The organism is Mesorhizobium sp. WSM4840, assembly GCF_055811755.1.
Genome location: NZ_JBVVQD010000017.1, coordinates 126,360 through 147,044, shown reverse-complemented (window position 1 = coordinate 147,044; position 20,685 = coordinate 126,360). Strand labels below are relative to the sequence as shown.

Below are 20,685 nucleotides of genomic sequence, written 5' to 3'. Positions count from 1 at the left end.
GGAAGCCTCTTTGAATCACGCTAACCTGCGGCGGGCCACAAATTACACGCCGTCGTTAACCTGAACTCGTTGCCCTGACGCCAGCCGCTGCAAGCTTGACACCAGTTAAATCTCCGTCTAATCAGCCCACCAACACCGGGCCTCAGCGTCCGGTGGTTTCTTTTTATGTGCGCAAGGCGTTTGGAAAGCCGCTCTATTCTTTCCGGAGTCTTGTCTAGAATGACGTGTCCCGTGGGTCTTCCGCCGCGTTGCGTGGGAAAACCCCTGTCAGGTCTCGAAAACGGGGGCCAGAGGAGGGCGCGTTTCCTTCACCCGGCTTCCGGGTCTGTTGTTTTGAAAGGGAATGCGATGAGCAAGCGCGAATCCGCGAAATACAAGATCGACCGCCGTCTCGGCGAAAACATCTGGGGCCGCCCGAAATCCCCGGTCAACAAGCGCGAATACGGTCCCGGCCAGCACGGCCAGCGCCGCAAGGGCAAGCTTTCCGATTTCGGCCTGCAGCTGCGTGCCAAGCAGAAGCTGAAGGGTCACTACGGCGACGTTTCGGAAAAGCAGTTCCGCAAGGTCTATGAAGAGGCGGACCGCCGCAAGGGCGACACCTCGGAGAACCTGATCGGCCTGCTCGAATCGCGTCTCGACGCGGTCGTCTACCGCGCCAAGTTCGTGCCGACCATTTTTGCCGCTCGCCAGTTCGTCAATCACGGCCACATCAATGTCAACGGCAAGCGCGTCAACATCGGCTCATACCGCTGCAAGCCGGGCGACGTCATCGAAGTGCGCGAAAAGTCGAAGCAGCTGGTGATCGTCCTGGAATCGGTAGGCTTGGCCGAGCGCGACGTGCCTGATTACATCGAGGTCGATCATAACAAGATGACCGCGACCTTCGGGCGCATCCCCGGCCTGTCAGATGTTCCCTTCGCCGTGCAGATGGAACCGAACCTGGTCGTGGAATTCTATTCGCGCTGATCGATTTTCTTCATCTGCGACATCATCGAAGGCCGCCCTCGAGGCGGCCTTTTCTTTGGGGTTCTGAAAATCGATTTCGATTTTCGGGCCGATGCGCTACTCCGGGCAGCAACAAGGACTTTTGGGGCCGCCGCGCCATGAACATGCTGCCAGAAACAATCGAACCGATCGCTGATGCCGCAGGCGGCTTTCATCCGCTGTTTGCCGATGTGCCGTCCTCCGTCGAATTCAACAAGCTGCGCAAGCGGCTGCTGCGTCACGCCCGTCAGGCGATCGACGATTTTTCGATGGTCAGGCCCGGCGATCGCTGGCTGGTCGCCTTGTCTGGCGGCAAGGATTCCTACGGCCTGCTCGCTGTGCTGCTCGACCTCAAATGGCGCGGGCTGCTGCCGGTCGACCTGTTGGCCTGCAATCTCGACCAGGGCCAGCCGAACTTTCCGAAACACATTCTGCCCGATTATCTCAACGCATACGCCATTGCGCACCGCATCGAATATCAGGACACCTATTCGGTGGTGACCGACAAGCTTCCCGAGGGCAGCACCTACTGTTCGCTGTGCTCGCGGCTCAGGCGCGGCCATCTCTACCGCATCGCACGGGAGGAGGGCTGCTCCGCATTGGTGCTCGGCCACCACCGCGAAGACATTCTCGAAACCTTTTTCATGAACCTGTTCCATGGCGGGCGCCTCGCCGCCATGCCGCCAAAACTGCTCAACGACGACGGCGACGTCATGGTGCTACGGCCGCTCGCCTATTGCGCCGAGGCCGATCTCGAAAAATTCGCCGGCGCCATGAAGTTCCCGATCATCCCGTGCGATCTGTGCGGCAGCCAGGACGGCCTGCAGCGCAATGCGATGAAGGCGATGCTCGACGACTTGGAAAAGCGCATGCCCGGCCGCAAGGACACGATGATCCACGCCATGACCAACGTGCGGCCCTCGCATCTGCTCGATCGCAAACTCTTCGATTTCGCCGCACTCAATGAAACCCTGACACGGCAAGACATCCCCAATGACATTTGACGATACCGCGATCGACTGGCTCGCCAAGCTTCTATCCGACGCCGCCATTGCCGAGATCATGCCGCGCTTTCGCCGGCTGGATGAGGGCGACATCCGCCAGAAGACCTCGGCAGCCGATCTGGTGACGGAGGCCGATGTGAGTGCCGAGCGGCTCATCACCGTCAGGCTGCGTGAGCGCTACCCCCAGGCGATGATCGTCGGCGAGGAAGCCTGTTCCGACGACCCGGCGCTGCTCCAGGGCCTCGGCGAAGGCGATCTCGCCTTCGTCATCGATCCCGTCGACGGCACTTTCAATTTCGCCTCAGGCGTGCCGCTGTTCGGCGTCATGCTGGGCGTCGTGGTGAAGGGCGAGACCGTCGCCGGCATCATTCACGATCCCATCGGCAAGGACTGGCTGATCGGCGCCAGGGGTGCTGGCAGCCACATACGGCATGCGCATGGCACTTTGGAGAAGGTGCATGTCGCCGAGCCTGCGCCGATCTCGCAAATGACCGGCGCGGTTTCCTGGCAATATATGCCCGAGCCGGAACGGTCACGACTGGCGCGCAACCAGACGAAGTCCTTGTCGCAATTCGGCTATCGCTGCGCGGCACACGAATACCGCCTGCTGGCGAGCGGCCACGCCCACTTCGTCGTCTACAACAAGCTGATGCCGTGGGATCATTTGGCCGGTGTGCTGATCCATGCCGAGGCAGGTGGTTACGCGGCGCGTTTCGATGGCAGCGCCTATCTGCCTTCGCACGTCGGAGGTGGCCTTCTTGTCGCACCGGACGAAGAAAGCTGGCGCGAACTGCGCCGGGAACTCTGGGCGGAATAGGCCGTTTGGGATCGGCCCGGTCGCGGGTGTCAACTCGGTGCGCAGGGTGAAGAAGCTAGCCGAGGATTATGGCGCCGAGCTGATGCATTTGCACGACATGGAGAACTTCAAGACTTATCGGACCGGCACGCAGTTCTACGGCTGATCGCCGCCGATGCGGAGGCAAAGACCATGCGCTATTTCGAACACGCCGAACCGGTCATCACGCTCACCGCCGGGCCGGTGAACGCCTATCCCGATGTGTTGCGCGGCCTCGGCCGCACCGTGCTGTACGACTACGACCCGGCGTTCCAGCTCTTTTACGAGGCGGTGGTCGACAAGGCGCAGAAGACGATGCGGCTGTCGAACAAGCCGGTCATTCTCCATGGCGAGCCGGTGCTTGGCCTGGAGGCGGCGGCAGCCTCCCTGATCACGCCCGACGACGTCGTGCTCAACCTTGCCTCGGGAGTCTACGGCAAGGGGTTTGGCTATTGGGCGAAGCGCTATTCGCCGCATCTGCTCGAAATCGAGGTGCCCTATAACGAGGCGATCGACCCGCAGGCGGTTGCGGCAATTCTGGAAGCGCATCCGGAAATCACCATCGTTTCCGTCTGCCACCACGACACGCCGTCGGGCACCATCAACCCGATCGACGCCATCGGCGCGCTGGTTTCGGGGCATGGCGCCTATCTGATCGTCGACGCCGTTTCGTCCTTCGGCGGCATGAAAACGCATCCTGAGGACTGCAAGGCCGACATCTATGTCACCGGCCCGAACAAATGCCTCGGCGCACCTCCCGGCCTGACGATGATGGGCGTCAGCGAGCGCGCCTGGGCCAAGATGAAGGCAAATCCACTGGCGCCACGCGCGTCGATGCTCAGCATCGTCGACTGGGAACATGCGTGGTCGAAGGACAAGCCGTTTCCATTCACGCCGTCCGTGGCGGAGATGAACGGGCTCGACGTCGCGCTCGACCTCTACCTCAACGAGGGACCGGCAGCGGTGTGGGCGCGCCACGCGCTCACCGCCAGGGCCATGCGCGCGGGCGTCGCCGCCATGGGTCTGTCGATCTGGGCCGCCAGCGACAATATCGCATCGCCAACCACAACCGCCGTCCGGACGCCCGAAGGAATCGACGAGAAGGCGCTTCGCCAGGCCGCGCGCGCCCGCTACGGCGTGGTGTTCTCGTCTGGCCGCGGCGAAACATTGGGCAAGCTGACGCGCATCGGCCATATGGGCCAGACCGCCCAGCCGATCTACGCGATCGCGGCGCTGTCAGCACTTGGCGGCGCCATGAACTCCTTGGGCGAAAAGCTCGCGGTCGGCAAAGGCATCGATGCGGCGCTCGCCGTTATCGATGCCGACGTCTGAAAGGATCCATCCGCAGCGCTGATACTCGATGAAGGCTTTCGTCGAAAATTCGATTACATTTGTCCGCGCGAAACCGGAGACCCGAGATGAAACCTCGGTTCGCAATTGTCGCACTGGTCCTTGCGCTTGCCTTGGTTGCCGGTTCGAACGCGGCAACATCGCAGGAACGCGCATGTCGCAGTCCCGATCCCGTCGACACCATAAACGAGATGTTCTCCGCGATCGTCGCCTGCTGGGAGCCGCCGCCCGGAACCGCGGGCATGACCCTGACGCTGCAGTTCTCGATTCGCCGAAACGGCACACTTATCGGCAAGCCTCGCGCCACCTTCTCCCGTCTAGGGAATGATGACACCCTTAACCGGGCCTTCGTGGCTTCCGTCCTCGAGGCTCTCGATAAGGCCCTGCCACTGCCCGTTTCGGACAGCATGGGTGGAGCGATCGCAGGGCGTACGCTGTTCCCTCGCTTCACAGCAGCGAGTGGGGGTGAATCCTAGAGCGGGTCCGGCAATGTGCATTAAACCGGCGGGTTCTGCGGCTGGAAGAATTTGCCGCGCTCGGCGATCAGCACCATCACCAATGCGCCAAGCGAAACGCTGCAGAATCCGGCGGCCAAGGGCGTCACCGTGCCGTTGAAGGCTTGGCCGATCAGCGTGCCGAGCACGCCGCCGAGGAAGGTCTGCATGAAGCCCAGAATGGACGACGCTGTCCCGGCCAATTGGCCGAGCGGCTCCATGGCGAGCGCGTTGAAATTCGCGCCGAGTGCGCCGAACGGGACCATCGTGCAGGCAAAGAAGGTGATGAAAAGCCAGAGCGGCATCTTCATTTGGATGGAAACGACCAGCCAGGCGAGGCTGATGGCCAGAAACAAGAGCAGCGCGCTTTGCGACAGGCGGCGCATGCCGATGCGGCCGACAAGGCGCGAATTCAGATAGCTCGAAAAGGAGAGCACGCCGGCGATCCCTGCGAAAATCACCGGGAACATCTCGCCGACTTTGAACACATCGACATAAATCTGCTGTGCCGAGGCGATGAAGCCGAACATGGCCGCGAAGATGAAGGTGCTGGCAAAGGCGTAGCAGAGCGCGATGCGATTGGTCAGAACGATGCGGAAACCGCCAAGGACGGATGAAGCCGTCAGCGGCCGGCGATATTCGGGATGCAGCGTTTCCGGCAGCCGCAGCAGCGACCAGGCTGAGACGACCAGTGCGCCTGCCGCCATTGTGATGAAGATCCAGTGCCAGGAGGCAAACAGCATGATGAACTGGCCGATGCCTGGCGCCACTACCGGAATTGCCATGAACACCATGAAGATCAGCGACATGACTTCGGCCATGCGCCGGCCGTCGAAGGTGTCGCGCACGATCGAGACGGCGATGACGCGTGTAGCGGCCGCACCAATGCCTTGCACCAGCCTGCACAGAAGAAGAATAGCGAATGATGGGGCGATGGCCGCAGCAGCCGCCGCTGCGACGTAGATAACCAGTCCGACGACGAGCGGAGCGCGGCGTCCGAAGCGGTCCGAGATCGGTCCGAAGAAGAGCTGTCCGCCGCCAAAGCCGAGAATATAGGCGGCAATCACATATTGGCGATGGTTTTCATTTTCCACGCCCAGCGAAGCGCCGATCTGCTGCAGCGCCGGCAGCATGATGTCGATGGCCAGCGAGTTGAGCGCCATCAACGCCGCGCACAGCGCGATGAATTCCCAGCGCGGAATGGGCAAGGTGCTTGCCTGTTGCTGCGCTTCTGCATGCTGATCCACGGCAAAGTCCGATCTTCAAACGAAAAAGCGCCGGCGCACCGGCGCATTCATTCGTCTTGTGCCCCGATACCGGGGAGATAATCAGCTTGGCGAAGTGCCCTAAATGTTCGTCAGGCGGCGCCTTTGACGCTGACGCCCTTTTCGACGAGGAACGTCTGCAGTTCGCCAGCCTGGAACATCTCGCGGATGATGTCGCAGCCGCCGACGAACTCACCCTTGACGTAGAGCTGAGGGATCGTCGGCCAGTTGGAATATTCCTTTATACCTTGCCGCAGCTCGGCCGAGGTCAGCACGTCGACGCCCTTGTAGTCGGCTCCGATGTAGTCGAGGATCTGCACGACTTGACCGGAAAACCCGCATTGCGGGAAACCGGGCGTGCCCTTCATGAAAAGGACGACGTCGTTGCCCTTCACTTCGCTGTCGATGTAGTCGTTGATACCGCTCATAGAGAATCCTTTCATGCCAGCGGGAGTCGGGCTCGAAACATACCCTTTCAAATAAACCCATAGGTTGCCTGAAACAAGACGTTTGCCGCATCGTCACGCAAATGGCGCAAAGGATGGCTTGATATTGGGCCAAGAGCATCGGCCAGCTGTTTTCCCAAGGAAGCGATAACAGGGCGAGATGGCGCGGCAATCCTGATTGGCATTGTGCTCGTTACTCTGGCCTTGATCTGGTGGCTCAGGCAATCGCGATCTGGTGCTCGCAAGTCAGTCTCGGCAGCTTTGCGCGCCTGTTCCGCAATGCGCTGCACTGTCCCAACGCGCTTTTCTTCGACGGAGTGGTCTCGGCGCTGTCGAATGGCGAGAGGATGATGGCCGGCGGAAACTATCCGGTAGGGCCAATGATTGCCGTCGAAAAAGTAACGAGGGGTTGGACGCCGAAGCTCAGTCCGGCACACTGGTCTGCAAAGCGAGCGCGTGCAGCACGCCGCCCATATTGCCCTTCAGCGCGTCATAGACCATCTGATGCTGCTGGACGCGGCTTTTGCCGCGAAAGCTTTCGGCCACCACCTCGGCCGCATAATGGTCGCCGTCACCGGCCAGGTCGCGGATCGTCACCTTGGCGTCCGGAATGCCTTCCTTGATCAGCCTTTCGATGTCGTGCGCGTCCATTGCCATGCGAGGATTCCTTGTTCAGGTCGTGATCTCATAGATATGATCGAAATGGCGGATGAACCACACCCAAACGACCCCACTCGATCATGTCAGGGGTCCACGACCTCATTTGCCATGAAGCGAGGAAACCAGGATTCATGGGCAGCGGTCAATTCGCCGATAGGGATCGCCCGTGCCTCGCCGAGTTTCAGGTTACTACCGCCGGTCGAGCCGATCCACGGCGCAAAAATACCGAGCTTGCTCTGCTGTTCGCGAATGGCGTCCCATTCCTTGCTTTGCGGATCGATCGACAGCGTCAAGAGATAGCGGCCCTGATCCTCGCCGAACCAGACCGGGATCGGATCGGTCCCGACCAGGCCGGGGACGGTTGCGCCGATGCCGGACGCCATCGCCATCTCGGCCAGCGCGACAGCAATGCCACCATCGGAAACGTCGTGCGCCGCGGTAACGACGCCGGAGTCGATCAGGGTGCGCACATGGTCGCCGACGCGCTTTTCATGGTCGAGGTCGACCGGCGGTGGCGGGCCGTCGGTGCGGCCATGAATGTCGCGCATGTAGGCTGACTGGGCGAGATGCGTTCCCCACATGAATGGCGCGCCGACCAGCAGGATCATCTGGCCCTCGGCGGCAAAGCCGATCCGCGCCATCTTGGACCAGTCGGCGATCAGCCCGACGCCGCCGATCGTCGGCGTCGGCAAAATGCCTCGTCCGTTGGTTTCGTTGTAGAGCGAGACATTGCCGGAAACGATCGGGAAGCCGAGCGCGCGGCAGGCGTCGCCAATGCCTTTCACGGCGCCGACCAGCTGGCCCATGATCTCGGGCCGTTCCGGGTTGCCGAAATTGAGATTGTCGGTGGCGGCGAGCGGCAGGGCGCCGGTGGCGGTAAGATTACGCCAGCACTCGGCCACCGCCTGCTTGCCGCCCTCGTAAGGATCGGCCTCGCAATAGCGCGGCGTCACGTCGGAGGAGAAGGCGAGCGCTTTGGTCGGATGACCTTCGACGCGCACCACGCCGGCATCGCCGCCCGGAAGCTGCAGCGAATTGCCCTGGATCAGCGTGTCGTACTGCTCCCATACCCAGCGGCGCGATGACAGGTCGGGTCCGCCGAGCAGTTTCAGCAGCGCCTCGGCGACGTCGGCTTGTGGTGCATCGCTGGCAGCCAGGGGCACCGGCTTCTTCGGTTCGGCCCAGGGACGGTCATATTCCGGCGCCTGGTCGCCAAGGTCCTTGATCGGCAGGTTGGCGACCTCGTCGCCCTGGTGCAGCACGCGAAAGCGCAGATCGTCGGTGGTCTTGCCGACAATGGCGAAGTCGAGGCCCCATTTGTGGAAGATCGCCTCGGCTTCCTTTTCCTTTTCGGGGCGCAGCACCATCAGCATGCGCTCCTGGCTCTCCGACAGCATCATCTCATAGGCGCTCATGCGCTCCTCGCGCACCGGCACCTTGTCGAGGTCGAGCTCGATGCCGAGGTCGCCCTTGGCGCCCATCTCGACCGCCGAGCAGGTGAGACCAGCAGCACCCATGTCCTGGATGGCGATGACGGCACCGGACGCCATCAGTTCGAGGCAGGCTTCGAGCAGGCATTTTTCGGTGAAGGGATCGCCGACCTGAACGGTGGGCCGCTTCTCGTCGATCTTGTCGTCGAACTCGGCCGAGGCCATGGTGGCGCCGCCGACACCGTCGCGGCCGGTCTTGGCGCCGAGATAGACGACCGGCAGGCCGACGCCCTTGGCTTCCGACAGGAAGATGGCATCGGTCTTGGCAAGCCCCGCCGCGAAGGCGTTGACCAGGATGTTGCCATTGTAGCGCGCGTCGAAATTGACCTCACCGCCGACCGTCGGCACGCCGAAGGAATTGCCGTAGCCGCCAACGCCGGCAACCACGCCAGCGACGAGGTGCCTGGTCTTGGGATGATCCGGCGCACCGAAGCGCAGCGCATTCATCGCCGCGATCGGCCGCGCGCCCATGGTGAAGACATCGCGCAGGATGCCGCCAACGCCGGTCGCCGCACCCTGATAGGGCTCGATGTAGGAGGGGTGGTTGTGGCTCTCCATCTTGAAAATGACGCAGTCGCCGTCGCCGATATCGACCACGCCGGCATTCTCGCCCGGCCCCTGGATGACCTGCGGCCCGGTGGTCGGCAGCGTGCGCAGCCACTTTTTCGAGGATTTGTAGGAGCAGTGCTCGTTCCACATCGCCGAAAAGATGCCGAGTTCGGTAAAGCTCGGCTCGCGCCCGACCAGGTCGAGGATGCGCTGATATTCGTCGGGCTTCAGCCCGTGCGCGGCAATGAGTTCCGGAGTGATCGGCACGGAATTGGAAATGGTCATGGGCGGCAATTTATATCCTTGGGATCGAGTCCCCTCTTATCGCAAGCGCGAAGGCCGATACACCCATCAAGCGACGAAAAACGATGGAAAGCCACAGGGGCAGCAACCAGCGAAAGATCGCTACTCGATCCGCAGGTTTCAAGCTGACTCAGGAGAAACTGTCGTAACCGGCACGGCCTTCGTCCAGAAGCCGCCTGATCGCGCCGACGCCGCCCGCGATGTCCTCTCGCCGACTCGGCTGTGAAACGCCGAAACGCACGCCGTGGAAAACCTGCTCGGAACGGCCCGCCTTGAACTCGTCCTCATCATCGATAAGCACGCCATGTTCGAGACAGGCATTCTTGAACGTGCCGGAAAGCCATGGATCAGGCAGGGTGAGCCAGACAAAGGGCACATTGTCCACGGCCTTGAAGTCGAACCCGGCCAGCGTCTCGCGCACGATCGCAATGCGCGCATTGATCTCGACGATGCTGCGCTTGCGCATCTCGCTGGCCTGGCCGGACAGCACCAGCCGGCTACACACTTCGGCCAGCAGGAAGGGGAGGCCGCCCGTCAGCATCTTGTGAGCGACCCGGATCCGGTGGCGATAGGCCGGCGGACAGGCGAGCCAGCCGCCGCGAACACCAGCCGCGACGGATTTCGACAGGCCGCCGGCAACGATGGTCCGTTCGGGGGCATATTCGGCCAAGAGCGGCGTCGGGTCGTCGGTCAGATCGCCATAGAGATCGTCCTCGATCAGGACGACATTGTGTTCGCGCGCGACGCGCGCGATAGCCTCGCGCCGCGCTGCCGACAGCGTCACCAGTGTGGGGTTCTTGGCCGTCGGCATCAAGAACATCATTTTCGGGTGTTTTTGCGCGCAGACGCGCTCGAAATCGTCTGGATCGATGCCTTCCTCGTCGGACGCCACCAGCGCGGTCCGGCGGCCGATCAGGCCGGCGCTGCGTGAAATCTGCGAGTAGGTGAGGTGCTCGAAGACGACATAGTCGCCAGGTGAGGTCAGTGCGGCAATCGCCGCCATAACCGCGGCATGGGTGCCGAGCGTCGGAACGATCCCAGCAGAGCTTGGGCGAAACGAATTCCGCGACAGCCAGTTGCAGCCGGCCTCGGACCAGCGGTCGGGAAAATCCCGCGTATAGCTTGAAATCTCATACGGATGGTCCTGCGCCGCACGCGAGAGCACATCGGCGACAATGTCGCCCTGGCCAATATCAGGCGCGGCCGTGCTGTCGAAGCGCAGCTTGCCGAGAGGCGCATCGATAGAGCGCGTGCCTTCCACCTGCGGATCGGGCGCCAACAGATCGGTTTTGGTGTCATGCCGGCCCAGGACATAGGTTCCGCGTCCGACTTCGCCGCTCACCAGCCCCCGCTCGCGCAGCAATTGGTAGGCCCGGCCAACCGTGCCGACGGTCGTGCCGATGTCGTATGCCAGATCGCGCTGCGGCGGCAGTTTTGCCCCCGCATCGATCACGCCGCGGTCGATGTCCGTTTCAATGGAATCTGCAAGCCGTTGATACAGGGGTCCGGAGCCGGACTTAAGGTCGGGAAGCCAATTTGTCATGGTGACAATTTTCTATATTGCACCGAATTGAGAGTCAATACATATCGATTTCGCAATAAAAAGGTACAATCTCGAATTCTGGTGGCAAGAAAATGGCTGCAATAGATACAATCCGTTACACGAGAGCTGAATTGCCCGGAGGCCGGCAAGGCTACATCCGCCGCCTGGTGCGCACGGTCCAGTCACTCGCAAACCGGATCGGCAGCCTGCTGGATCGCAGGCGCAGCCGTCTGGTCTTGCTGGAAATGACCGACGATCAGCTCAAGGACATCGGCATCTCGCGCGCCGATGCCCATCGTGAGGGTCTGAGGCCGTTCTGGGACTGAGAATGCGTCTCGCGTGCCCCCGTCTCGAATAGCGGCGTGGTATATCGGCAGGCCCACCAGGCTGGCGATCTGCAGCAAGCGGGCCGTGACGCTACGCAGCCGCACCGCAGGCCGGATTGCCTGTTTGCCAGCGCGCGATGTCCGAACCGATGCGTTCACCGAGCGGCTCGTTCATCAGCGGACCGTAGACGTCGACGCGGCGTGAATTGCCTTGCGCCTGCACGACCAGCAACGGCTTTCCGCCATAGTGCTTGGCTGGGACCAGCAGGAAGCGCGGTGTGCCGGTGAATGAATTCAGCTCATTGGCCATCTGATAGGGCTTGAAGGCGGGATCCTTGCTGGCGATCCAGCATTTGTGGGCGGCGATCGCCACCTGTTCCATGGCAAGCAGTGCCGCGCTCTTACCCGAAGCCGCCGGCGCGTTCTTCGGCTTCGATTGGCAGGAGGCGAGCACAAGGCCGACGGTGGCGACGAGAGCGAGGCGGGCAATCGTCTGTCTCATGGTCAGGCGGCGCCTATTTCGAGTTCGGAAAAGGGATGAGCGCCGAAGATATCAAGCGGCGATGCCGAGGGCACTTTCGAACAGTGCCCGGCCGTCGCTGCCGCCATGCGCCGCTTCGATCAGGTTCTCGGGATGCGGCATCAGGCCGAGCACATTGCCCTGGCCGTTGATGATGCCGGCAATGTCGTTTATCGAGCCGTTGGGATTGGTGCCTTCCGCATAGCGGAACACGACCTGGCCTTCGCCTTCGAGCCTGCGAAGCGTCTCGGCGTCGGCAAAGTAATTGCCGTCGTGATGCGCCACCGGCGAGCGGATGATCTGGCCCGGCTGATAGCGGCGGGTGAACATTGTGTTGGCGTTGGCGATCTGCAGCTTGACTTGCCGGCAGACGAATTTCAGCGATGTGTTGCGCATCAAGGCGCCCGGCAGCAGCCCGGCCTCGACCAGGATTTGGAAGCCGTTGCAGACGCCGATGACCATGACACCCTTGGCCGCCTTTTCGGCGACCGCCCGCATCACCGGCATGCGCGCGGCAATGGCGCCGCAGCGCAGATAGTCGCCGAAGGAAAAGCCGCCGGGAATGGTGATCAGGTCGACGTCGGGGATTTCGGTGTCGGTCTGCCAGACGGTGACCGGTGGCGTTCCCGAAATCTTGGTCAGCGCCGCGATCATGTCGCGGTCACGGTTGAGGCCTGGCAGGAGGACGACGGCTGATTTCATTTTGGTTCGTAAGGCCTCTGGGCTTCGGCAAGTTCGCGCAGGTCTAAGCGCCGTTCAATATGTTCCAGGCACTCGTCCTCGCGAGCCAGCACGCAGTAGATGTTCTTCACGTCACCCTCGGTGGCAATGAGGTGGCCGCGGATGGAGCCGAGTTCGGACCTTACCTCCCCGAGCGTCAAATCCATCCTGTCCAGCCGCGACTGAATGGACCTGAGGACTTCAAATATCAAGCTTCCATCAAGCTCGGCCATCTGCCCTCCGGCACAACCTCAGGTAATGGCCACACTATAGTTCTCAATCACCGTGTTCGCCAGAAGCTTGTCGCACATGGCTTTGAGATCGGCCTCCGCCTTGGCCTTGTCGCTCTCCGCAAGCTCGACGTCGAAGACCTTGCCCTGCCGCACCTGGCCGACGCCGTCAAAGCCCATTCCGGACAGCGCATGTTCGATCGCCTTGCCTTGCGGGTCGAGCACGCCGTTCTTGAGGGTTACGGTAATGCGGGCCTTGATCACGCTGGACATGCTCCTGTTCGAAGTATTGCGCGGCAAAAAACTCAGTGCGGCTTGCCTTTGACGCCATCGGTCGAGGCGACGAGCACCGGCCCGGCGGGGCGCGGCGGCTCGTTCTCGTTCATGATGCCAAGGCGGCGGGCGACTTCCTGATAGGCTTCGACGAGACCACCCATGTCGCGGCGGAAACGATCCTTGTCGAGCTTGTCCTGCGTCGCCACGTCCCACAGACGGCAGGAGTCCGGCGAGATCTCGTCGGCAACGACGATGCGCATCATGTCGCCTTCGAACAGCCGGCCGCATTCGATCTTGAAGTCGACGAGCTGGATGCCGACGCCCATGAACAGGCCTGAAAGGAAGTCGTTGACGCGGATGGCCAGCGCCATGACGTCGTCGATCTCCTGCGGGCTCGCCCAGCCGAAAGCGGTGATGTGCTCTTCAGACACCATCGGGTCGTCGAGCGCGTCGGCCTTGTAATAGAATTCGATGATCGAGCGCGGCAGCACGGTGCCTTCCTCGATGCCGAGACGCTTGGCCAGCGAACCGGCAGCCACGTTACGCACCACCACCTCGAGCGGGATGATCTCGACTTCCTTGATCAGCTGCTCGCGCATGTTGAGCCGGCGGATGAAATGGGTCGGAATGCCCATCCGGTTGAGATGGTTGAAGATGTGCTCGGAAATGCGGTTGTTGAGCACGCCTTTGCCATCGACGATTTCGTGCTTCTTTTTGTTAAAAGCGGTCGCGTCGTCCTTGAAGAATTGGATCAGTGTTCCCGGCTCAGGTCCCTCATAGAGGATCTTGGCCTTGCCTTCATAAATGCGGCGGCGATTTTTCATCTGATCTTTTCTCTGGATTTCCGGGCAGGCGGCATGCGACCAGTTCCTGTCCGTTTGCCTAAATTAGTGCGGCAACGGTAGGGGTTCAATGCCGGTGTCTATCCCAATCACACTGTTTGCTCAATCGGCAAATCCTTTCAATCACCGCTTTCCGGAATGAAATGCCGCAGCGCAGCAAGTGACATACCATATTGACCGGCCCGCGGGCTTTTGGTTTGTGCTGCGGCAATACACATATTTCGACTGCCAACGAATCGGATTTGACCGGAGGGATGCCATGAGCAGCATGAAAGATCGCGAGGAGGGCTTCGAGCGCAAGTTCGTAATCGACGAGGAACTCCGGTTCAAGGCAGCGGCCCGCCGCAACAAGGCGCTCGGCCTGTGGGCCGCCGAAAAGCTCGGCAAGGCCGGGGCCGACGCCGAAGCCTATGCCAGCCAGGTCGTCCTCGCCGACATCGAGGAAGCCGGCGATCACGACGTTTTCCGCAAGATCCGCAAGGATTTCGACGAAGCCGGGGTCGCCCAGTCGGACCATCAGATTCGCCGCACCATGGACGATCTGATGGCGCAGGCAATCGAGCAGATCAAGAACACCTGATCCTTGCTCTGAGCCAATTGACTCACTGGACCAATCGACCGCCTGGTCTCTCCAGGCGGTTTTTCTTTGCCTTTGCGGTCGTTTCCGGCTGAACTGCATTAGAGCGACATGCATCCATTCGGACGCACAAAGTACGCTCTAAAACTTTGAGTCCTCGCATCGGGCTTTCCGATTTTTTGGGCCGATGCGAGCGAATAAGGAAGGCGCCCATGTCCCTGAAGTCACGCCTTGCGGCCGATGAAACGTTGTGCACCGCATGGTCTGGCGTGCCTGATGCCCTGACGGTCGAGATTCTTGCCAGACAGGGTTTCGATGCCGTCACGCTCGACATGCAGCATGGCGGACATCACGAGGACAGCGTGCTGCGCGGCCTTGGGCCGGTGCTGGCCGCCAACAAACCGGCGCTGGTGCGCATTCCGGTCGGCCGTTTCGACATGGCCAGCCGCGCGCTCGATTTCGGCGCCGAGGCGGTGATTGCGCCGATGGTGAATTCGGTGGCGGACGCGCGGCTGTTTGCCGCCGCCATGAAGTACCCGCCACTCGGCGAGCGCTCCTGGGGCCCGACCTATGCCTTTCCGCGTCATGGCAAGGGCGACTATGCCGACTGGCTGCGCGACAGCAACGAGCGCACCATGGCCTTCGCCATGGTCGAAACGCGCGCCGCCCTCGATGCGCTCGACGGCATCCTCGACACGCCGGGTATCGATGGCATCTTCCTTGGCCCATCGGATTTCTCGATTGCCTGGTCGAACGGCGCCGCCGTCAACTCGACGCTCGAAAGCATGATGGAAACTGTTGCCTCGATCGCCGAGCGGACACGCAAGGCCGGCAAGCATGCCGCAATCTACGTCATCGAGCCGGCCATCGCCGGCCGTGTGGTGTCGATGGGCTATCGGCTGCTGGCGATGGGTTCCGAGCATGCGCTGATCGGTCTGGGGGCAAAGACCCTGCTGAAGAGCGTGAGGGACTCGATCGGCCCCTAAAGGTCGGTCAGAAATTTCGCAAAAGTCATCGATCCTTCGGGCCATGGGCCGAAGCCGGAATCCGCATTGAGATGGCCAGCATCGCCGGCATCGATGAACAGCGAGCCCCAGGCGCCGGCAATGTCCTCGGCCACATCGAACATGCAGAACGGATCGTTGCGGCTGGCGATCACCACCGAGGGAAATGCCAGCGGCTCGCGCGGGTAGGGACCGAAGGTCATTAGGTGCCTGGGTTTTATCTTGGGATTGGCGACGTCGGGCGGCGCCACGAAGAAGGCTCCGGCGACCAGACGCCGGAACTGCGGCATTGCCTGGACAACGGCGGCGACGCCGAGCGAATGCGCGACGATAACGACCGGTCGTTCTGCCTCGTTGACCGCCTTCGCCACGCTCGCCGTCCAGTCTTCGCGCACCGGCTTCGACCATTCCGCCTGCTCGACACGGCGCGCCGTCGACAATTTCGATTGCCAGCGGCTCTGCCAATGGTCGGGCCCGGAATTGGTGTAGCCCGGCACGATGAGAATGTCTGCATCCCTGACTTTCATGGCGCGCATGTAGCGAGGGACACGGTTTCGTGCAACCGTGCATGATCCCAAAAAGTGTGAAGCGGTTTTTGGACAAGATCATGCGCAAAACAGGGTCTAATCGGTGCGATTGCTCACAAATAGTGAACACCATGTTCGCTTTTTGCCGTCTTGTGTGAACGATCGCGATCGACGATCTGTCATCGGGAAGAAACAGCCGTGTAAATGAGAACCCGGATTTGGACCTGACACGACGTACAATGGTAGGTGGCGCCGGGCTCCTGGCTTTTGGGATCTCGTCGAAGGCCGCCCAAACGGAGACTTTGATGAGCGAACTGCCTTTTGCCGCCACGACCCCGGTCAGCGTTGCCCGCGTCGGGTTGCGCGCGCGGAATGCCGAAAGCCTGGCCGCTTACTATCGCAACGTCGTCGGTCTGCGGGAACTGAGCCGCGCCGGCGGCACGATCACGCTGGGCGCCGCCAATCGTCCCTTGCTCGACATCGAGGCGGATGCAGCGGCGAAGCCCGACGATCCGCGCAGCGCCGGCCTCTTCCACACAGCCTTCCTGCTGCCCAGCCGGACCGATCTCGGGCGCTGGATCAACCATGCCATCGCCAACAAGATCGGCATTGAAGGCGCATCGGACCATCTGGTCAGCGAGGCACTTTACCTGACCGATCCTGAAGGCAACGGCATAGAGATCTATGCCGACCGCCGCCATGAGGACTGGAAGTGGAATGGCGACAAGATAGCGATGGCGACCGAACGGCTGAATATTTCGTCGGTCGTCGCCGACGTGCCGGCCGGCGATGCCGGCTGGCATGGCATGCCGGACAACAGCATTATCGGCCACGTCCATCTGCGCGTCGGTCGCCCGGAAGACGCCGAGGCCTGGTGGCACCAGGAGTTCGGCTTCGACACGGTGGCGAAATATGGTAGCGCGGCGGTATTCCTGTCGTCAGGCGGCTACCACCACCACATCGGCGCCAATTCGTGGCAGAGCGCCGGCGCCGGCCGTCGCGATTCTTCCCGGTCCGGCCTGGCCTGGGTCGAAATGCGTTCCGATAATGTGACTGAGGCAACCACCCGCGAGGATCCATGGGGAACGGTGATCAGGACCGCTCCCGGCAAGGCTTGAGCGTTCTGGAAGCCTGTTAGAGCCGGGCCTTTTCCAACAAGCGGCCGAGCATGAGCAGGCCCGCCGGCCAAAGGCCGAGGCGGGTTTCGTTGCCCATATGGCCGAGATCGCCGGCGTCGGCGAGGTCCGCGCCCCAGGCGGCGGCGAAGGCGGTCGCCTGGTCGAAGGTGACGCGCGGATCGGTACGGCTGGCCACCACCAGGGTCGGAAACGGCAAGCGTTTCAGCGGCATCGGCGCAAAAGGGCGAACCAGGTCGAAGGAAGGATCAGGGTCGTCGACATTGGTTGCGGCAACCAGCAACGCGCCCGCAACCTTGTTGAGTTGGCTTTCGCTGGCTCTGGCCGCCCACTTCACCGCCGTCGCCACCGCCAGTGAGTGCGCAAGCAGCACCACGCGCCGAGGTGCCGCGGCAATCGCTGCGTCCACCCGGCCAATCCAGTCCTCGGGGGTCGGCCTGTCCCATTCGGCCTGCAGCACGCGGCTCGAATTGGGGAACGCCCGGCACCAATGCGACATCCAATGATCCGGCCCGGAATTGCCGCGTCCTGGCAGGGCGAGAAAATCGAATTCTCCAGCCGCGGAAATCATCACGCTTCCCCGAACACACGCTTGAAGATCGTGTCGACATGCTTGGTATGATAGCCGAGGTCGAATTTTTCACGAATCTCGGCTTCGGGCAAGGCTGCGGTGACCTCTTTGTCAGCCAAAAGTTCCTCAAGGAAATCAGCGCCTTGCTCCCACACTTTCATGGCGTTTCTCTGCACCAGCCGGTAGGCGTCCTCACGGCTGACACCGGCCTGGGTCAGCGCCAGTAGCACACGCTGCGAATGCACAAGGCCGCGGAACTTGTTCATGTTCTTCAGCATGTTGTCGGGATAGACGAGCAATCTGTCGATGACACTGGTCAGCCGCGACAGTGCGAAATCGAGCGTCACGGTCGCATCCGGGCCGATCATGCGCTCGACCGACGAATGCGAGATATCGCGCTCGTGCCAGAGCGCCACGTTCTCCATCGCCGGTAGCGCGAAGGAACGCACCATGCGCGCAAGCCCGGTGAGGTTTTCGGTAAGCACCGGGTTACGCTTGTGCGGCATCGCCGACGAGCCTTTCTGTCCGGGCGAAAAATACTCTTCCGCCTCCAGCACCTCGGTGCGCTGCAGATGGCGGATCTCGATCGCCAGCCGTTCGATCGACGATGCGATGACACCGAGTGTCGCGAAGAACATCGCGTGGCGGTCGCGCGGGATCACCTGCGTCGACACCGGCTCCGGCTTCAATCCGAGTTTCTTCGCCACATGCTCTTCGACATAGGGATCGATGTTGGCGAAGGTGCCGACAGCACCTGATATGGCGCACGTCGCAATATCCTCACGCGCGTGCACCAGTCGCTCGCGGCAGCGCGAGAATTCGGCATAGGCCTGCGCCAGCTTGACGCCGAAGGTGGTCGGCTCGGCATGGATGCCGTGGCTGCGGCCGATGGTGATTGTGTCCTTGTGTTCGAAAGCGCGGCGCTTGAGCGCCGCAAGCAGGCCGTCGATGTCGGCCAGAAGGATGTCGCTGGCGCGGGTGAGCTGCACGGCAAAGCAGGTGTCGAGAACGTCCGAGGATGTCATGCCCTGATGGATGAAGCGGGCATCCGGCCCGACGAATTCGCTGAGATGGGTGAGGAAGGCGATGACGTCGTGCTTGGTCACGCGCTCGATCTCGTCGATGGCCTCGACGTCGAATTTCGCGGCCCCGCCCTTTTCCCAGATGGTCTTGGCGGCCTCCTTCGGGATCACGCCGAGCTCGGCCAGGGCGTCGCAAGCGTAGGCCTCGATCTCGAACCAGATGCGGAACCGGGTTTCGGGCGACCAGATGGCCACCATTTCCGGCTGGGAGTAGCGAGGAATCATCCGTCAGTCCTGACTTGCGAGGGCATTCGCCCGCGTCCTAACAGAGCCGGACAAAATGCTCAACGCTGCTGCCGCGCAAACCAGATGCTGGCGAGAGCTAGCGCGATGAAACCGAGCGGAAAATAAAGCCGGATGCCCAGAACGATGAATTGATAGAACGCCGTCGCCACGGTGTGCACGAACTGGATGGACCAGGCGATGGTCAGTGCAGGTTCATGCCACTGGGCATAGTAGGAACGGTATTGCAGCGCAAAGAGCCCACCGGTGGGGCCGATCGTAGCGGCAAGAAGGCAGACAAACGCGGCCGCCAAGGCAACTTGCCAATGCCGTCCGAGCGAGACAAGCCGCGCCAGGAACAGGCCAACCGGAAAAGCGAGCGCTCCGCCGGCCGCATAGAGCAACGAGACGAGGCGGATCTTTGCCGGAGTCTCCCAGTCGTCCAACAGCAGATTGGCAAGCGCGCTGGCGCCCATCGCTGCGCCCCACAGCAGGGCGCCGCAAACCGCGGCGCGCGGCGATGGCAAGCCTTGCCGATACGATCCAGTCGGTTGTGTATGGCGGGGAGCGGCGTCACAGCCGGCCGGTCACCGCGATCCAGCGATAGTCCGGCCCTTCGAAGCCGTACTGGCGCACCGCGATCAGCACGGCATAGGCGCTGAGGCCCTGGATGGAAAATGTCTGCACCGCGCCGATCCGATAGCCGTTCGGGCAGCCTCTGCTCTTAGGGATCGACTTGTCTTCGTGCAGAAGCTCAGTCTTGCCGCCGTCTTTCGCCTCGATGCGCAGCAAACGAAAGCCGTTGATCTCGCCGAGGCTCTGGCAGGCTTCCGTGTCGTTCATACCGATCTCGTCGAGCCGGAACTCGAGCGGATCATCGACCGGCGAAAAGATCGGCCGCGGGTTGACCACCATGCGGAACGGATCGGCCGAAAGTTCGGTCACCGGGTTGAACCCGGCGGTGATGCCGCGATTCGCGGTCAATTCCGCCTGCTTGATGATAGCTTCGCCTTTCTGCCGAGCTGCAAGGCGCGCCGCGTCGAGCGTTGCGTTCTCGTTGTCAAGCCGCACCCTGATCGGCGTGCCCTTGAGAAAACTGTCGTCGGCCGTGTCGATGTAATAGCGATTGGCATAGGGGAATCCCGACCCGTCCTGGACACCATATTCCTCGAAGGCGAAGATGCCGCCATCCCCAGTGAAGCCGAGGATTTCAAGCTCGGCGACGTCGCCGGTATGCGCGGCGAGCGACATTGCAAACTGGGCAAGGAGAGAAACGGCAAACAGGGCAAGAATTCGCATCGGATTCCGTTTGAGCAGCCAGCGTTGTTTCGATCACTATCACGACATCGTCAAAACGTCGTGCCCTCTGAGACGCAGGCCCAATGCATCCAATCGCGCTGTCATTTGTTTTTGTTGGCAGCTTCAAATGGAGAACCCACAATGACCGATGCAGCCAGCATTCGCGAACATATGGAAGTGATCGGCGCCGACGGCGTCCATGTCGGCACCGTCGACAAAGTTGAGGGACAACGAATCAAGCTGACCAAGCGCGACAGCGGCGAGGGCGCTCACAGGGGGCATCACCACTTCATTCCGCTCAGCCTCGTAGCCGAAGTCGAGGGCCAGAAAGTGCGGCTGTCGGCAAAATCGGATGTTGCGGTCACATTCGAGGAAGAGAAATCCGACCCCACCTGATCACGGCCAATAATGACGACCCCCTTTTTGATTA

Annotated in this window: 25 protein-coding genes; 10 read left to right on the top strand and 15 right to left on the bottom strand. The window is 61.7% G+C overall.

What is annotated here, in order from left to right; translation table 11 throughout:
- The first annotated feature begins 348 nt into the window (after positions 1 to 348).
- The 5 genes from rpsD to AC0L3I_RS22630 all read left to right on the top strand — a co-directional run bounded on the left by rpsD (position 349) and on the right by AC0L3I_RS22630 (position 4,649).
- A complete protein-coding gene (gene rpsD, locus AC0L3I_RS22650) occupies positions 349 to 966 on the top strand; it encodes a 30S ribosomal protein S4 (protein ID WP_029353615.1) in 618 nt (205 codons plus the stop codon).
- A 137-nt stretch (positions 967 to 1,103) separates the two neighbouring features.
- Positions 1,104 to 1,988: a tRNA 2-thiocytidine(32) synthetase TtcA gene (gene ttcA / locus AC0L3I_RS22645; protein ID WP_473528271.1), complete on the top strand. Its 885-nt coding sequence runs from the start codon at positions 1,104 to 1,106 to the stop codon at positions 1,986 to 1,988.
- Positions 1,978 to 2,805: an inositol monophosphatase family protein gene (locus tag AC0L3I_RS22640; RefSeq protein WP_473528270.1), complete on the top strand. Its 828-nt coding sequence runs from the start codon at positions 1,978 to 1,980 to the stop codon at positions 2,803 to 2,805. Before ttcA ends, AC0L3I_RS22640 begins: the two co-directional genes overlap by 11 nt.
- Positions 2,806 to 2,976: 171 nt before the next feature.
- Positions 2,977 to 4,155, top strand: a complete 1,179-nt coding sequence (gene ppaT / locus AC0L3I_RS22635) for a pyridoxamine--pyruvate transaminase (RefSeq protein WP_473528269.1) — start codon at positions 2,977 to 2,979, stop codon at positions 4,153 to 4,155.
- An 86-nt stretch (positions 4,156 to 4,241) separates the two neighbouring features.
- Positions 4,242 to 4,649, top strand: a complete 408-nt coding sequence (locus tag AC0L3I_RS22630) for a hypothetical protein (protein WP_473528268.1) — start codon at positions 4,242 to 4,244, stop codon at positions 4,647 to 4,649.
- A gap of 20 nt (positions 4,650 to 4,669) precedes the next feature.
- On the opposite strand, the gene AC0L3I_RS22625 is transcribed toward AC0L3I_RS22630, so the two are convergent.
- The 5 genes from AC0L3I_RS22625 to AC0L3I_RS22605 all read right to left on the bottom strand — a co-directional run bounded on the left by AC0L3I_RS22625 (position 4,670) and on the right by AC0L3I_RS22605 (position 10,923).
- Positions 4,670 to 5,914, bottom strand: a complete 1,245-nt coding sequence (locus AC0L3I_RS22625) for a multidrug effflux MFS transporter (protein WP_473528267.1) — start codon at positions 5,912 to 5,914, stop codon at positions 4,670 to 4,672.
- 110 nt (positions 5,915 to 6,024) lie between these two features.
- On the bottom strand, positions 6,025 to 6,360 hold the full coding sequence (grxD, locus tag AC0L3I_RS22620) for a Grx4 family monothiol glutaredoxin (protein WP_029353656.1): 336 nt from the start codon (positions 6,358 to 6,360) through the stop codon (positions 6,025 to 6,027).
- A 441-nt stretch (positions 6,361 to 6,801) separates the two neighbouring features.
- Positions 6,802 to 7,035, bottom strand: a complete 234-nt coding sequence (locus AC0L3I_RS22615) for a BolA/IbaG family iron-sulfur metabolism protein (protein ID WP_023674714.1) — start codon at positions 7,033 to 7,035, stop codon at positions 6,802 to 6,804.
- A gap of 86 nt (positions 7,036 to 7,121) precedes the next feature.
- Positions 7,122 to 9,362 (bottom strand): phosphoribosylformylglycinamidine synthase subunit PurL, encoded by a 2,241-nt coding sequence (gene purL, locus AC0L3I_RS22610; protein WP_473528266.1) that lies wholly within the window; start codon positions 9,360 to 9,362, stop codon positions 7,122 to 7,124.
- A gap of 148 nt (positions 9,363 to 9,510) precedes the next feature.
- Positions 9,511 to 10,923, bottom strand: coding sequence for an aminotransferase-like domain-containing protein (locus AC0L3I_RS22605; protein ID WP_473528265.1), 1,413 nt, complete (start codon positions 10,921 to 10,923; stop codon positions 9,511 to 9,513).
- Positions 10,924 to 11,015: 92 nt separating this feature from the next.
- Here AC0L3I_RS22605 and AC0L3I_RS22600 point away from each other — a divergent pair, with 92 nt between their 5' ends.
- Positions 11,016 to 11,249, top strand: coding sequence for a DUF1127 domain-containing protein (locus tag AC0L3I_RS22600; protein WP_473528264.1), 234 nt, complete (start codon positions 11,016 to 11,018; stop codon positions 11,247 to 11,249).
- 91 nt (positions 11,250 to 11,340) lie between these two features.
- On the opposite strand, the gene AC0L3I_RS22595 is transcribed toward AC0L3I_RS22600, so the two are convergent.
- From AC0L3I_RS22595 to purC, 5 genes are read right to left on the bottom strand one after another with little or no spacing between them, the layout of a single operon-like run.
- On the bottom strand, positions 11,341 to 11,751 hold the full coding sequence (locus AC0L3I_RS22595) for a hypothetical protein (protein WP_473487918.1): 411 nt from the start codon (positions 11,749 to 11,751) through the stop codon (positions 11,341 to 11,343).
- 51 nt (positions 11,752 to 11,802) lie between these two features.
- On the bottom strand, positions 11,803 to 12,471 hold the full coding sequence (gene purQ / locus AC0L3I_RS22590; protein WP_352934825.1) for a phosphoribosylformylglycinamidine synthase subunit PurQ: 669 nt from the start codon (positions 12,469 to 12,471) through the stop codon (positions 11,803 to 11,805).
- Positions 12,468 to 12,722: a hypothetical protein gene (locus tag AC0L3I_RS22585; RefSeq protein ID WP_473487919.1), complete on the bottom strand. Its 255-nt coding sequence runs from the start codon at positions 12,720 to 12,722 to the stop codon at positions 12,468 to 12,470. The genes purQ and AC0L3I_RS22585 overlap by 4 nt, the downstream gene beginning before the upstream one ends.
- 18 nt (positions 12,723 to 12,740) lie before the next feature.
- Positions 12,741 to 12,983 (bottom strand): phosphoribosylformylglycinamidine synthase subunit PurS, encoded by a 243-nt coding sequence (gene purS, locus AC0L3I_RS22580; protein ID WP_023798246.1) that lies wholly within the window; start codon positions 12,981 to 12,983, stop codon positions 12,741 to 12,743.
- Between the two features lie 41 nt (positions 12,984 to 13,024).
- Complete coding sequence (gene purC, locus AC0L3I_RS22575) at positions 13,025 to 13,819, bottom strand: phosphoribosylaminoimidazolesuccinocarboxamide synthase (RefSeq protein WP_023674725.1); 795 nt, start codon at positions 13,817 to 13,819, stop codon at positions 13,025 to 13,027.
- Between the two features lie 277 nt (positions 13,820 to 14,096).
- Between purC and AC0L3I_RS22570 the strand changes: the two genes are divergently transcribed.
- Together AC0L3I_RS22570 and AC0L3I_RS22565 are read left to right on the top strand one after the other, a co-directional pair.
- Positions 14,097 to 14,417 (top strand): DUF1476 domain-containing protein, encoded by a 321-nt coding sequence (locus tag AC0L3I_RS22570; protein WP_027154189.1) that lies wholly within the window; start codon positions 14,097 to 14,099, stop codon positions 14,415 to 14,417.
- 209 nt (positions 14,418 to 14,626) lie between these two features.
- Positions 14,627 to 15,400 carry an HpcH/HpaI aldolase family protein gene (locus tag AC0L3I_RS22565; protein WP_473528263.1) on the top strand — a complete coding sequence of 258 codons (774 nt, stop codon included), beginning with the start codon at positions 14,627 to 14,629 and terminating at the stop codon, positions 15,398 to 15,400.
- Here AC0L3I_RS22565 and AC0L3I_RS22560 read toward each other — a convergent pair.
- Positions 15,397 to 15,945 carry an RBBP9/YdeN family alpha/beta hydrolase gene (locus AC0L3I_RS22560; protein WP_473528262.1) on the bottom strand — a complete coding sequence of 183 codons (549 nt, stop codon included), beginning with the start codon at positions 15,943 to 15,945 and terminating at the stop codon, positions 15,397 to 15,399. The two genes, AC0L3I_RS22565 and AC0L3I_RS22560, sit on opposite strands and share 4 nt — an antisense overlap.
- Before the next feature lie 305 nt (positions 15,946 to 16,250).
- On the opposite strand from AC0L3I_RS22560, the gene AC0L3I_RS22555 reads away from it, so the two are divergent.
- Positions 16,251 to 17,063, top strand: coding sequence for a VOC family protein (locus AC0L3I_RS22555; RefSeq protein WP_473528261.1), 813 nt, complete (start codon positions 16,251 to 16,253; stop codon positions 17,061 to 17,063).
- Between the two features lie 16 nt (positions 17,064 to 17,079).
- On the opposite strand, the gene AC0L3I_RS22550 is transcribed toward AC0L3I_RS22555, so the two are convergent.
- From AC0L3I_RS22550 to AC0L3I_RS22535, 4 genes are read right to left on the bottom strand one after another with little or no spacing between them, the layout of a single operon-like run.
- A complete protein-coding gene (locus AC0L3I_RS22550) occupies positions 17,080 to 17,652 on the bottom strand; it encodes an RBBP9/YdeN family alpha/beta hydrolase (protein ID WP_473528260.1) in 573 nt (190 codons plus the stop codon).
- Entirely contained in the window at positions 17,652 to 18,959 is a 1,308-nt protein-coding gene (purB, locus tag AC0L3I_RS22545) for an adenylosuccinate lyase (protein WP_473528259.1), read from the bottom strand. Before purB ends, AC0L3I_RS22550 begins: the two co-directional genes overlap by 1 nt.
- A 59-nt stretch (positions 18,960 to 19,018) precedes the next feature.
- On the bottom strand, positions 19,019 to 19,483 hold the full coding sequence (locus tag AC0L3I_RS22540) for a hypothetical protein (RefSeq protein WP_473528258.1): 465 nt from the start codon (positions 19,481 to 19,483) through the stop codon (positions 19,019 to 19,021).
- A gap of 46 nt (positions 19,484 to 19,529) precedes the next feature.
- Positions 19,530 to 20,255 carry a DUF2259 domain-containing protein gene (locus AC0L3I_RS22535; protein WP_473528257.1) on the bottom strand — a complete coding sequence of 242 codons (726 nt, stop codon included), beginning with the start codon at positions 20,253 to 20,255 and terminating at the stop codon, positions 19,530 to 19,532.
- Positions 20,256 to 20,396: 141 nt separating this feature from the next.
- Between AC0L3I_RS22535 and AC0L3I_RS22530 the strand changes: the two genes are divergently transcribed.
- Positions 20,397 to 20,651, top strand: coding sequence for a DUF2171 domain-containing protein (locus AC0L3I_RS22530; protein ID WP_473528256.1), 255 nt, complete (start codon positions 20,397 to 20,399; stop codon positions 20,649 to 20,651).
- Positions 20,652 to 20,685 lie beyond the last annotated feature (34 nt).

What these genes read in the sequence shown, in the direction of transcription:
- AC0L3I_RS22600 (WP_473528264.1), top strand. Translation starts at nt 11,016, where the DNA reads ATGGCTGCAATAGATACAATCCGTTACACGAGAGCTGAATTGCCCGGA.
- AC0L3I_RS22570 (WP_027154189.1), top strand. Translation starts at nt 14,097, where the DNA reads ATGAGCAGCATGAAAGATCGCGAGGAGGGCTTCGAGCGCAAGTTCGTA.
- AC0L3I_RS22595 (WP_473487918.1), bottom strand. Translation starts at nt 11,751, where the DNA reads ATGAGACAGACGATTGCCCGCCTCGCTCTCGTCGCCACCGTCGGCCTT.
- purQ (WP_352934825.1), bottom strand. Translation starts at nt 12,471, where the DNA reads ATGAAATCAGCCGTCGTCCTCCTGCCAGGCCTCAACCGTGACCGCGAC.
- AC0L3I_RS22640 (WP_473528270.1), top strand. Translation starts at nt 1,978, where the DNA reads ATGACATTTGACGATACCGCGATCGACTGGCTCGCCAAGCTTCTATCC.
- AC0L3I_RS22555 (WP_473528261.1), top strand. Translation starts at nt 16,251, where the DNA reads ATGAGCGAACTGCCTTTTGCCGCCACGACCCCGGTCAGCGTTGCCCGC.
- AC0L3I_RS22630 (WP_473528268.1), top strand. Translation starts at nt 4,242, where the DNA reads ATGAAACCTCGGTTCGCAATTGTCGCACTGGTCCTTGCGCTTGCCTTG.
- ppaT (WP_473528269.1), top strand. Translation starts at nt 2,977, where the DNA reads ATGCGCTATTTCGAACACGCCGAACCGGTCATCACGCTCACCGCCGGG.
- purB (WP_473528259.1), bottom strand. Translation starts at nt 18,959, where the DNA reads ATGATTCCTCGCTACTCCCAGCCGGAAATGGTGGCCATCTGGTCGCCC.
- AC0L3I_RS22535 (WP_473528257.1), bottom strand. Translation starts at nt 20,255, where the DNA reads ATGCGAATTCTTGCCCTGTTTGCCGTTTCTCTCCTTGCCCAGTTTGCA.
- purL (WP_473528266.1), bottom strand. Translation starts at nt 9,362, where the DNA reads ATGACCATTTCCAATTCCGTGCCGATCACTCCGGAACTCATTGCCGCG.
- AC0L3I_RS22530 (WP_473528256.1), top strand. Translation starts at nt 20,397, where the DNA reads ATGACCGATGCAGCCAGCATTCGCGAACATATGGAAGTGATCGGCGCC.
- AC0L3I_RS22615 (WP_023674714.1), bottom strand. Translation starts at nt 7,035, where the DNA reads ATGGCAATGGACGCGCACGACATCGAAAGGCTGATCAAGGAAGGCATT.
- grxD (WP_029353656.1), bottom strand. Translation starts at nt 6,360, where the DNA reads ATGAGCGGTATCAACGACTACATCGACAGCGAAGTGAAGGGCAACGAC.
- rpsD (WP_029353615.1), top strand. Translation starts at nt 349, where the DNA reads ATGAGCAAGCGCGAATCCGCGAAATACAAGATCGACCGCCGTCTCGGC.
- AC0L3I_RS22565 (WP_473528263.1), top strand. Translation starts at nt 14,627, where the DNA reads ATGTCCCTGAAGTCACGCCTTGCGGCCGATGAAACGTTGTGCACCGCA.
- ttcA (WP_473528271.1), top strand. Translation starts at nt 1,104, where the DNA reads ATGAACATGCTGCCAGAAACAATCGAACCGATCGCTGATGCCGCAGGC.
- AC0L3I_RS22605 (WP_473528265.1), bottom strand. Translation starts at nt 10,923, where the DNA reads ATGACAAATTGGCTTCCCGACCTTAAGTCCGGCTCCGGACCCCTGTAT.
- AC0L3I_RS22560 (WP_473528262.1), bottom strand. Translation starts at nt 15,945, where the DNA reads ATGAAAGTCAGGGATGCAGACATTCTCATCGTGCCGGGCTACACCAAT.
- AC0L3I_RS22585 (WP_473487919.1), bottom strand. Translation starts at nt 12,722, where the DNA reads ATGGCCGAGCTTGATGGAAGCTTGATATTTGAAGTCCTCAGGTCCATT.
- AC0L3I_RS22550 (WP_473528260.1), bottom strand. Translation starts at nt 17,652, where the DNA reads ATGATTTCCGCGGCTGGAGAATTCGATTTTCTCGCCCTGCCAGGACGC.
- purC (WP_023674725.1), bottom strand. Translation starts at nt 13,819, where the DNA reads ATGAAAAATCGCCGCCGCATTTATGAAGGCAAGGCCAAGATCCTCTAT.